We start from the raw sequence: 10063 nt of genomic DNA on the forward strand, positions 1-10063 counted from the left end.
GGCGGGCGGCGCCGCGGCACGCCCGCGGCCTCGTGGTCGGGGCCGGGCGGACCTCCGCCGCGCCGCGCCCCGGGCGGCCGTCCCGGCGGTCCGGGCGGTCCGGGAGGCCCCGGCGGTCCCAGCGGGCGCGGCCCCGGCGGCTCGGGCGGCGGGGGCGACGACGGCTTCTGGGGCGACGAGGGCCGCAGGCGGCGCGAGAGGCGCGCCGACGACCCGAACCAGAAGACCGGCTGGCGGCGCTACATCCCGTCCTGGAAGGTCTCGGTCGCGATCGTCAGCGTGATGATCCTCGGCATGGCCGTCCTCGTCGTCGTGGCCTACGCCAACACCCCGCTGCCGACCAAGAAGCAGCAGGACGCGCTGCGCCAGGAATCGGTGATCACCTACGCGGACGGCAAGACGACGCTCGCCCGCGTCGGCACCCACCGCGAGGACATCGCGCTCGACAAGGTGCCGAAGTTCGTGCAGGACGCGGTGCTCGCCGCCGAGGACCGCAACTTCTGGACCGAGCCGGGCATCTCGCCGACCGGCATCGCGGGTGCGATCTACCGGGCCGCGACCGGCGGCGACGTCGCCGGCGCCTCGACGATCACCCAGCAGCTGGCCCGCAACTACTGGGCGAACCTCAGCCAGGACCGCACGGTCAGCCGCAAGTTCAAGGAAATCCTCATCTCCATCCGGATGGGCAAGGAGATGGACAAGAAGAAGATCCTTGAGCTGTACCTCAACGTCGTCCCGTTCGGGCGCAACTCCTACGGCATCCAGGCGGCCTCCCGCGCCTACTTCCACAAGCCCGTCACCGAGATCAACGTGTACCAGGCGGCGATGCTCGCCGCGCTGATCCAGCGGCCCGGCTACTTCGCCACCTACGGCCCGGCGTCCAACCCGGCCAAGCAGGCGCTGATCAACCGCTGGAACTACGTCCTCGACGGCATGGTCGAGAAGGGCTGGCTCGACGAGGGCAAGCGCGCCGCGGCGAAGTTCCCGCAGACGCAGAAGGAATGGAGCGACACCCCCGACGACCCGAACGCCGGCTACCTCGAAGCCCGCGTGAAGGCGGAGCTCCACGAGCTCGGCATCGACGACGAGCGGCTGTCGACCGGCGGCCTGCGCATCACGACGACGTTCAACAAGGGCTTGCAGGACTACATGGACAAGCTCGTCAAGCAGATCAGGAAGGAGAACAACCTCAAGTCCGACATCTGGTTCGGGCTCGCCGCGGTCGACCCGAAGACGGGCGGGGTCGTGGCCGCCTACGGCGGTCCGGACTACCGGAAGCGGCCCTTCGACGCGTCCTTCCAGGGCAAGGTGCAGCCGGGTTCGTCGTTCAAGCCGATCGTGCTCGCCACCGCCCTCGACCAGGGCATCAGCCTGAAGACGACGATGGACGGCAGCTACCGCCGGGTGATCAACGGGCACACGTTCACCAACGACAACCGGTCGGAGAACGGCGTCTACAACCTCTTGCAGATGACCGAGCACTCCATCAACACGGCGTACGTCGATCTGGGGCAGAAGGTCCAGCTGTCGAACGTCGTGGAGATGGCGAAGAAGATGGGCATCCCCCCGGACACCCCGGACCTCAAGCCGGACATCACGTCGCTGCCGCTGGGCGTCATCGACGCGAGCCCGGTGACGATGGCGTCGGTGTACTCGACGTTCGCCGCCGGCGGGAAGCACCGCGACGCCCACGTGATCGCCAAGATCACCGACGCTCAGGGCCGCGCCGTCTACAACAACGAGCACAAGTCGCTGAGCAAGCTGCCCTGGCAGACGCCCACGACGGCCTTCGACGAGGGCGTCGCGGCGGACGCCACCGCGGCGATGCAGGCCGTCGTCCGGTCCGGTACCGGTACGCGGGCGAGCCTCGGCTCCCGCCCGGTCGCCGGTAAGACCGGTACCGCGGAAGAGAACAACTCCGCATGGTTCGTCGGCTACACGCCGCAGCTCGCGACCGCGGCGGCGATGTGGCGGCAGGACAAGAACGGCAAGCGCAAGTCGCTGGTCGGCGTCGGCGGCTACAACCAGGTCTACGGTGGTACGGTCCCGGCCGACCTGTTCAAGCGCTTCATGCTGAAGGCGCTCGAAGGCAAGGAGATCGCCCAGTTCCCGCCGCCGGTCAACGGCGGGCAGGTCGCCCCGTGGGCGAAGGCGAAGCCGACGCCGACCCCGTCGAACACGCCGAGCCCGACGAACTCGCCGAACTGCCGTCCCGGCCAGCCGAACCCGCAGCCGGGCTGCCAGCAGAACACGCCGACCCCCGGGAACACGCCGACCATCCAGCCGGGGCAGGACCAGCCCTGCAACCAGTTCAACCTGCCGGTCGGCTGCAACCCGAACCTTCCGCCGGACGGGGACAAGAGCTGGTGGTGCGCGAAACCCGAGCACCGCAACGACCCCGCCTGCCGGGACGAGGAACCGAAGAACCCGGGCGGCGCGAACGGGGCCTAGCCGGCACCGCGCAGGCGGCGGCCCGAATCCGGCGGCGTGAGAGCGGCCCGGAGCCCGTGCGGCTCCGGGCCGCCTTCGTGATCAGGGTGTGGCCGGCGGCGAATAACCTTGCTGTCCATGTCGTCGTCTTCTGAGAGGCTCGCGCCGTCCACCGGCAGCGACACGGCGGACCGCCCCGGCCGGCTGATGCGGCTCGCCCCGGTGCTGACCGGGCTCACCGCCCTGGTGTGCCTGCTCGGCTGGCTGCAGAAGCAGCCCTGCGCCTCGGTGCGGTTCGACTTCATCAAGACGACGACGAACGCCTGCTACACCGACGTCTACCCGCTCTACTACGTGCGCGGGCTGAGCGACGGCAAGGTCCCGTACTTCGACGCGCTCACCGGGTCCGACATCCACTACGTCGAGTACCCGGTGCTCAGCGGCGGGTTCATGCAGCTTGTGGCGTGGCTCGTCCGGCCGTTCGGGGTGGACGCCCGCGGGATGGCGTTCTTCAACGTCACCGCGCTGCTCCTCGCAGTCCTCGCGGTCGTGGCCGTCCTCGCGACGGCGTACGCGGCGGGACGGCGCTCGCTGCGCGCCGGGCTCATGGTGGCGCTGTCCCCGGCGCTGCTGCTCACCGCGTACATCAACTGGGACCTGCTCGCGGTGGGGCTGTCCGCGCTGGCGGTCGCCGCCTGGTCGGCGCGCCGCCCCGCGCTCGCGGGCGCCCTGCTGGGGCTGGCGGTCGCCGCGAAGTTCTACCCGCTGCTGTTCCTCGGCCCGCTCGTGCTGCTGTGCGTCCGCGCCGGCCAGTGGCGGGCGATGGGGCGGCTGCTCGCCGGCGCGGCCGGGGCCTGGCTGGCGGTCAACCTGCCGGTGATGGTGTTCGCATGGGACGGCTGGAAGGAGTTCTACACCTTCAGCCAGAAACGCGGCGTCGACTGGGGGTCGGTCTTCTTCGTCCTGCAGGACCACGGGCTGGAGAAGCCGGCCGCCGACACCGGCCTGCTCAACCTCCTCGGCACCGGGACGTTCCTCGTCCTCGCCGCCGGGATCGCCGTCCTCGCGCTCGCCGCGCCGCGCCGCCCGCGCGTCGCGCAGCTGCTGTTCCTGGTGCTGGTCGCGTTCATGCTGCCGAACAAGGTGTGGTCGCCGCAGTACGTGCTGTGGCTGCTGCCGCTCGCCGCGCTGGCCCGGCCGAAGCTGCCCGCGTTCGTCGCGTGGCAGATCGGGGAGATCGTCTACTTCTTCGGGATCTGGTGGTTCCTGCTGTCGGTGTCGGCCCAGACACAGGGCGCGGACCTCTCCGGCACCCTGTCGGCGGTGTTCGCCCTGGACGCGCCCGAGGGCGGCATCAGCAAGGACGTCTACTCGCTGGCGCTGCTCGCCCGGTTCGTGACCGTCCTCCTCCTGGCCGCCCTGGTGGTATGGGAGATCCTGCGGCCGTCCGCCGACGCCGTCCGGGCGGACGGGGAGGACGACCCCGCCGGCGGCGTCCTCGACGGAGCCGCCGACGTGGTCTCGCTGGCACGCCTGCGCGGCGCGCCGCGCGCCGCGCAGGCGTCCCCGTGACATGCCGGTCGCGGCTCAGTCGTCGCGCAGCGGCTCAGTCATCGCGCAGGGCCTCGATGAACCATTCGAACGACGGGGTCATCGCGGGCCAGACCTCCCAGCCGTTGATGACGGCGATCAGCTGCCAGTAGCGCTCCGCGCGCCGGTCGGTGCCGATCTCCGTCCGCCTCCGCAGCTCGCGGCGGAACTCCGGGGTGTCGGTGGTGCCGGACGCCTCCGCGTAGGCGGCGACCAGTTCGTCGACGATGGGGCGGGCCGCGTCCGACCGGGGCTCGACGCCGTCCGCGATCGCCGCCGCGATCTTCTCCCCCGTCAGCCGGCCGAGCCGCGCCGGGTCCTCGGGGTAGGCGCCCTTCCGCACCTCGGCGGCCTGGTGCTCGGCCATCCGCCGCACCGACGCCCGGAAACCGGGGTCGCCGACCAGCTCGGCCAGCTCGACCCAGGCGTCGACCTGCTCGGGCGCGGGGTCGTCCGGCAGCTCCGGCAGCGCGGACCGCATCTTCGCCTCGAAGCCGGGGTCCACGTCGAGCCCGGCGAAGGACTCGTCGATGAAGTCGGTGATGATCCGCCGGCGCTCCTCGTCGGACAGCCGGGCGAGCTTGTGCATGAGTTCGATCTCCTCCGGGTCGGATCCGCGTTTCGCCACCGCCCGCAGCACGGCCCGGCGCAGCCTGAGCGTCCGGATCTGCACGTCCAGCGCCTCGGCGTGCGCCGCCGCGACCTCCCCGACGCCGATCTCGCGGGCCAGCACCCGCTGGATCGTGCCGAGGTCGACGCCGAGGTCGCGCAGCGTCCGCACGAGGTCGAGCCGCGCGGCGGCGTCCGCGTCGTACAGCCGGTAGCCGGCTTCGGTGCGGCGGCTCGGCGGCACGATGCCCTCGTCCGAGTAGAACCGGATCGTCCGCACCGGCAGCCCGGTGCGCCGCGCCAGCTCCCCGATCGTGTACATCGTTCCGCCGTCCATGCCCCTCACCTTGGGCCCTCCACCCGCTGGAGACTCAACCCCAATGCTCCCCCACCCGGTCCGGGGCGGCGGATGCCCTCGCCGGCCGCGCCCCGCGGCGGGTGCGGCCGGGTTCGCTGGCCGGGGCCGGGGCGCATGTGCGACCATCGCGGGCGTCGTGCGGGGACGACCGTGGCCGGAATGTGCCCGTAATGGGAGATTTCGCGGCGGATGCCGGGGAAGTGATCGCGGCAGGCGGGGGACGCTCCGGCCTCCCGCGGGGAACGGGCCGCGGGAACGCAGGAACTGCCGGGAGAGGACGTGGACGCGAACCAAGCACTGAACGCGCTGCTCGCGGGACGGCTCGAACCGGGCGTCTACCAGTGGCGGACGCCTCCGGTGCCGGGCGCGGTCGGCGACACGAGCTGGACGCAGCGGGCCGAGGAGGCCGGCTGGCACGGCTTCCACCTCGACGGGCGCCGCGCTCGCGACAAGGACGCGTTCCTGCGGCTGTGCGCCGGCGTCTTCGAGGCGCCGGAGCTGGCCGGCGGCGACTGGGACGACCTGGCCGGCTGCCTGAAGGACCTGTCGTGGGCGCCCGCGAAGAACGGCTACGTGGTGCTGTACGAGGCGTGGTCCGAGCTGGCCGACGCCGACCAGAAGGCGCTGAAGGTCGTCCTCGACGTGTTCGGGGACGCTGTCAAGGCGTGGCGGGACACCCCCACCCCCATGACGGTGCTGATGTCCAGCGTGGGAGTGGAGGTCGCGGGCGTCCCCCGGCTCGTCTGACCGTCAGTACGTGGTGCCGCTGCTCGCGGCGAACATCGCGATCCCCAGGATGTAGAAGACTAGGATGAGCGCCCAGCCGGCGGTGATCAGGTAACCGAGGATGAGGCCGGTGACGGCCATGCCGTGCCCGCCCTCGCCGGTCCGCTTGATCTGGCTCAGCGAGACGTGCCCGAAGATGATCGCCAGGACGGACGTGACGCCGCAGGCGAAGAAACCGATGAGGCCGCACACGAGCGACGCGGTCGCCATCCCGTTCGTCGGCGGGGCCATCGGCACCGAGGCCCCGTAGTAGTGGTGCTGCACCGCCGGGGGCTGGGAGTAGGGCTGGGCGTAGGGGTCATGCTGCTGCCCGTAGCCGTAGGGGTCGTAAGGGGGCTGTGCCATGTGCTTCCCGATCGGTTCGCGCGCCCGCCGCCGGAGAGAACACGCGTGCGCTGAGGGCTGGGTTCCTGACTATCTCAGTGTGACGTGACCTTCGGATTTTGTCGTCGGGCCGGTCGCATGCGGGTTAGATGCCGCGCACGCCTAGAGGGTTCCAGAGACGGACCCGACTCTGCCTTCGCCGGAACTCGGAACGCAACCTCCGGAACTCGGAACGCGACCTCGCCGGAGCTGCGAACGCGACCTCGTCAGAGCTTCGAACGCAGCCAGGAGATGTCGTCGGCCTGCCCCGCCGCCGGCGTCTCCACCACCACCGGGGCGCCCGCGGCCCTCACCACGCCCAGGATCAGCTCCGGGTCGATGCTGCCCGCGCCCAGGTTGGCGTGCCGGTCGGCGCCCGAACCGAACGCGTCCCGGCTGTCGTTGCAGTGCACCAGGTCGATGCGGCCGGTTATGGCCTTGATCCGGTCGACGGCGTCGACGAGCTCCTCGCCCGCTGCGTGCGCGTGGCAGGTGTCGAGGCAGAAGCCGAGCTTCGAGTCCAGCCCGGGGACCCCGGACAGCACCTCCCACAGCCGGGCGATGCGGTCGAACTTGCGCGCCATGGCGTTCCCGCCGCCGGCCGTGTTCTCGATGTAGACCGGAATCGGACACTCGACCCGCTCGAACACCTTGCGCCAGTTCTCGAAGCCGGTCTCGGGGTCGTCGTCCTTCAGGACGTGCCCGCCGTGCACGATCAGCGCCTTGGCCCCGATGGACGCCGCCGCCTCGAGCTGCTGGGTGAGGTTCTTGCGGCTCGGGATGCGGATCCGGTTGTTGGACGTCGCGACATTGATCGTGTAGGGCGCGTGGACGTACACGTCCACGCCGGAGCCGGCCAGCGCCTCGACGCCCTCGGGCAGGACGGGCTTCTTCCAGCCCTGCGGGTCGCCCAGGAAGAACTGGACGACGTCCGCGCCGACCGCGCGGGCGTTGTCGAGCGGGTTGTGCTGGTCGACATGGGCTCCGATGCGCATGCCCCGAGCCTATCCGCGCCCGCCGACACCCGGGCGCCCATCGGCTCGGCGGCGGGCGCCGGGTGCGGTAGGTCAGATCGAGAAGCCTCCGTTGCTGAGCGCGAAGCCGGCGCCGATGAAGGAGGCGATCATGCCGATCACGTTCAGCCAGCGCTCGTTCGTCGTGGCCGAGATCATCTGCGAGTACAGCGCGAGCGGCAGGCCGATGACCCCGAGCACCGCGCCGGGGAAGTGGGTCGCCTCGATCCAGCCCAGGATGAGGGCGGCGATCCCGATCGTGACGGCGGCCACCGCCAGCACGTCCTGCAGCCGGTGGGACTCCTGCTGGACCTCGGTTCGCTCGGTTCGCTCAGTGCGGGCGGACGGCCGTTTGGCGCCGGTTGCCTCCTGCGACATCGGGGATCCTCCTCCAGGTCGGGGCTCCCGCGCTGGGGCGCATGGTGAACGCGGGACCGGACGGACCATGTCCGTAAGGAATTCCCAGCCCGAGCGAAGATCAACCAGCGTGGACGGGCGGAAAATGTCGGCGGCACCCGGTACTGTCGAACACGGATTCGAGAACACCGGCTCGGGTCCTGCCCCCGAGGGGAAGCGGGGGGAGAGCAGGAGGTGCACACCGTGACGAAAGCGGAGTTGGGGCTCATCGGCGACGCGGAGCTCGTGGAGGAGCTGTCCCAGCTGACGACGCAGACCGCCCGAATGCGGGCCCGGATGGCCGACATCATGGCCGAGCTGGAACGCCGCCGCTGCGCCAAGACCGCCCGCCCGGGCGCCCGCCGCTGACCGCACCGCCGCGCGGCGCTCCCGCGCGGCGGCGTCCCCCCGGGGCGGCCGGCCCCGCCGTTCCGCTGCGAGAACGGGTTCGTGCGGTGCCGACTGTTGGTAGCCTGTACCGGTCTCGCGGCAGGTGCGCCCGGCGATCCGGGTCCGGTGCCGCCGCGGGGGACGCAAGAGCCCTCCTGTCACGGAGAGACCGTGACCGCATCAGTCCAGAGGAGGTAGGGACACAGCATGCGTCGTTACGAACTCATGACCATCCTCGACCCCGCCATCGACGAGCGCACCGCGAACGCGGCGCTCGACCCGTTCCTGAAGGTCGTCCGGGACGGCGGCGGCACCGTGGAGAAGGTCGACGTCTGGGGCCGCAAGCGCCTGGCGTACGAGATCCAGAAGAAGTCCGAAGGCATCTACGCGGTGATCGACCTGTCGGCCGAGCCTGCCACGGTCAAGGAGCTCGACCGGCAGCTCAACCTGAGCGAGTCGATCCTCCGTACCAAGGTCATCCGCCCCGAGGTCCACTGAGCCTGGCTCAGCCCTCACAGCAGCCGGAGCGAGCCCCATGGCAGGCGACACCGTAATCACGATCGTCGGGAACCTCGTCGAGGACCCGAATCTGCGCTTCACCCCGAGCGGCCAGGCGGTCGCGTCCTTCCGCATCGCCTCGACCCCGCGGTTCTTCGACCGCCAGTCCGGCGAGTGGAAGGACGGCGAGGCCCTGTTCCTGACCTGCAACGTCTGGCGGCAGGCCGCCGAGAACGTCGCGGAGACCCTGCAGCGCGGCATGCGGGTCATCGTCCAGGGACGCCTCAAGCAGCGCTCGTACGAGACCCGCGAGGGTGAGAAGCGCACCGTCTTCGAGGTCGAGGTCGACGAGGTCGGCCCGTCGCTGCGCAACGCCACCGCGAAGGTCAACAAGACCCAGCGGCAGGGCGGTGGCGGCGGCTTCGGCGGCGGCGGCCAGGGCGGCGGCGGTTTCGGCGGCGGCCAGGACGGCGGCTTCGGGGGCGGCGGCCAGCAGGGCGGCGGCTTCGGAGGCGGCCAGCAGGGCGGCGCCCCCGCCGACCCGTGGGCCACCGGCGGCGGTGGCGGCGGCTACTCCGACGACCCGCCGTTCTAGCCCCGGGCCTGCTCCGGCGCGACCACGGCAACACCAAGTACACGTCCATTCCCGCGTGAGCGGGGCTCTCCCAAAGGAGCACCACGATGGCGAAGCCACCTCCCCGCAAGCCCAAGAAGAAGGTTTGCGTTTTCTGCCAGGAGAAGATCTCCTACGTCGACTACAAGGACACGGGCCTGCTGCGGAAGTTCATCTCCGACCGCGGCAAGATCCGTGCCCGGCGGGTGACCGGCAACTGCACCCAGCACCAGCGGGACGTCGCCACGGCGATCAAGAACGCCCGCGAGATGGCGCTGCTGCCGTACACCAGCACCGCGCGCTGAGGCCGGGGGGAACAGATCATGAAGCTCATCCTGACCCAGCAGGTCTCCGGGCTCGGCGAGCCCGGTGACGTCATCGAGGTCCGCGACGGCTACGGCCGCAACTACCTCGTCCCCCGCGGGTTCGCCATCAGGTGGACCCGGGGCGCCGAGAAGGAGATCGAGTCCATCAAGAAGGCGCGTTCGGCCCGCGAGATCGCGACCGTCGAGCACGCCAAGGAGGTCGCCGACCAGCTCGGCGGGCTGCGCGTCACGCTCCGCACCCGGACCGGCAGCAACGGCCGCCTGTTCGGCGCGGTGACCGCCGCCGACATCGCCGAGGCGGTCAAGGCCGCCGACGGCCCCGACCTGGACCGCCGCCGCATCGAGATCGGCAACCCGATCAAGACCGTCGGCACCCACCGGGTCAGCGTCCGCCTGCACAGCGACGTCAACGCCACGATCGACGTCAACGTCGTCGAGGCCTGACACCCCGGGCGCGTCCGAACGGCCCCCGAACCCACATGGGCTCGGGGGCCGTTCCGCGTCCCGGCACAGGCCGACCGCCCGGGCCGGCCGGTCAGAGAAGCCATGACGGGCTTCTCCACCACAGCTCCCGGCGCCCCTCGCCGAGATCGCCGTGGTGCGTGAGCGTGCTCGCCGCCGAAGCCGGTACCGGTGCCGGAATTGCACGGGTGCGGCAGGCGTCGGCTGAGCGGGGTGTGCGCCCCGGCGC

General features: G+C 71.3%; 12 protein-coding genes. 8 read left to right on the forward strand and 4 right to left on the reverse strand.

Translation table 11 applies throughout. The features are described from left to right. Together ACIWVC_RS32940 and ACIWVC_RS32945 are read left to right on the forward strand one after the other, a co-directional pair. Positions 1-2451, forward strand: a 2451-nt coding sequence (locus ACIWVC_RS32940) for a transglycosylase domain-containing protein (protein WP_396455043.1), incomplete at its 5' end; no start/stop codon positions are given. A gap of 117 nt (positions 2452-2568) precedes the next feature. Then, entirely contained in the window at positions 2569-4002 is a 1434-nt protein-coding gene (locus ACIWVC_RS32945; RefSeq protein WP_396452574.1) for a glycosyltransferase family 87 protein, read from the forward strand. Positions 4003-4036: 34 nt separating this feature from the next. On the opposite strand, the gene ACIWVC_RS32950 is transcribed toward ACIWVC_RS32945, so the two are convergent. After that, positions 4037-4966 (reverse strand): MerR family transcriptional regulator, encoded by a 930-nt coding sequence (locus tag ACIWVC_RS32950; RefSeq protein ID WP_396452576.1) that lies wholly within the window; start codon positions 4964-4966, stop codon positions 4037-4039. Positions 4967-5266: 300 nt separating this feature from the next. Between ACIWVC_RS32950 and ACIWVC_RS32955 the strand changes: the two genes are divergently transcribed. Then, positions 5267-5734 carry a barstar family protein gene (locus ACIWVC_RS32955; RefSeq protein WP_396452578.1) on the forward strand — a complete coding sequence of 156 codons (468 nt, stop codon included), beginning with the start codon at positions 5267-5269 and terminating at the stop codon, positions 5732-5734. Between the two features lie 3 nt (positions 5735-5737). Here the strand turns inward: ACIWVC_RS32955 and ACIWVC_RS32960 are convergent, their stop codons facing one another. The 3 genes from ACIWVC_RS32960 to ACIWVC_RS32970 form a co-directional block, all read right to left on the reverse strand. Then, positions 5738-6118 (reverse strand): DUF4190 domain-containing protein, encoded by a 381-nt coding sequence (locus ACIWVC_RS32960; RefSeq protein WP_396452579.1) that lies wholly within the window; start codon positions 6116-6118, stop codon positions 5738-5740. A 245-nt stretch (positions 6119-6363) separates the two neighbouring features. Further along, a complete protein-coding gene (locus tag ACIWVC_RS32965) occupies positions 6364-7131 on the reverse strand; it encodes a deoxyribonuclease IV (RefSeq protein WP_396452580.1) in 768 nt (255 codons plus the stop codon). 72 nt (positions 7132-7203) lie between these two features. Beyond that, the gene (locus tag ACIWVC_RS32970; protein ID WP_396452581.1) at positions 7204-7527 is read right to left on the reverse strand and encodes a hypothetical protein; all 324 of its coding nucleotides are present in this window, start codon (positions 7525-7527) and stop codon (positions 7204-7206) included. 222 nt (positions 7528-7749) lie between these two features. On the opposite strand from ACIWVC_RS32970, the gene ACIWVC_RS32975 reads away from it, so the two are divergent. From ACIWVC_RS32975 to rplI, 5 genes are all read left to right on the forward strand, one after another. Further along, on the forward strand, positions 7750-7914 hold the full coding sequence (locus ACIWVC_RS32975) for a hypothetical protein (protein ID WP_396452583.1): 165 nt from the start codon (positions 7750-7752) through the stop codon (positions 7912-7914). Between the two features lie 228 nt (positions 7915-8142). Continuing rightward, positions 8143-8433 (forward strand): 30S ribosomal protein S6, encoded by a 291-nt coding sequence (rpsF, locus tag ACIWVC_RS32980; protein WP_163061065.1) that lies wholly within the window; start codon positions 8143-8145, stop codon positions 8431-8433. 37 nt (positions 8434-8470) lie between these two features. Then, on the forward strand, positions 8471-9028 hold the full coding sequence (locus ACIWVC_RS32985) for a single-stranded DNA-binding protein (protein ID WP_396452585.1): 558 nt from the start codon (positions 8471-8473) through the stop codon (positions 9026-9028). Between the two features lie 86 nt (positions 9029-9114). Further along, positions 9115-9351: a 30S ribosomal protein S18 gene (rpsR, locus tag ACIWVC_RS32990; RefSeq protein ID WP_019631633.1), complete on the forward strand. Its 237-nt coding sequence runs from the start codon at positions 9115-9117 to the stop codon at positions 9349-9351. An 18-nt stretch (positions 9352-9369) separates the two neighbouring features. Next, a complete protein-coding gene (gene rplI / locus ACIWVC_RS32995) occupies positions 9370-9816 on the forward strand; it encodes a 50S ribosomal protein L9 (protein ID WP_396452587.1) in 447 nt (148 codons plus the stop codon). The last annotated feature ends 247 nt before the right edge of the window (positions 9817-10063 follow it).

The sequence above is a fragment of the Actinomadura sp. genome, assembly GCF_044508335.1.
Lineage (GTDB): Bacteria > Actinomycetota > Actinomycetes > Streptosporangiales > Streptosporangiaceae > Spirillospora.

Bases quoted from the DNA above. Each gene is read 5' to 3' on its own strand.
- ACIWVC_RS32965 (WP_396452580.1), bottom strand. From the start codon at position 7,131: ATGCGCATCGGAGCCCATGTCGACCAGCACAACCCGCTCGACAACGCC.
- rpsF (WP_163061065.1), top strand. From the start codon at position 8,143: ATGCGTCGTTACGAACTCATGACCATCCTCGACCCCGCCATCGACGAG.
- ACIWVC_RS32950 (WP_396452576.1), bottom strand. From the start codon at position 4,966: ATGGACGGCGGAACGATGTACACGATCGGGGAGCTGGCGCGGCGCACC.
- ACIWVC_RS32970 (WP_396452581.1), bottom strand. From the start codon at position 7,527: ATGTCGCAGGAGGCAACCGGCGCCAAACGGCCGTCCGCCCGCACTGAG.
- rplI (WP_396452587.1), top strand. From the start codon at position 9,370: ATGAAGCTCATCCTGACCCAGCAGGTCTCCGGGCTCGGCGAGCCCGGT.
- ACIWVC_RS32985 (WP_396452585.1), top strand. From the start codon at position 8,471: ATGGCAGGCGACACCGTAATCACGATCGTCGGGAACCTCGTCGAGGAC.
- ACIWVC_RS32945 (WP_396452574.1), top strand. From the start codon at position 2,569: ATGTCGTCGTCTTCTGAGAGGCTCGCGCCGTCCACCGGCAGCGACACG.
- ACIWVC_RS32960 (WP_396452579.1), bottom strand. From the start codon at position 6,118: ATGGCACAGCCCCCTTACGACCCCTACGGCTACGGGCAGCAGCATGAC.
- rpsR (WP_019631633.1), top strand. From the start codon at position 9,115: ATGGCGAAGCCACCTCCCCGCAAGCCCAAGAAGAAGGTTTGCGTTTTC.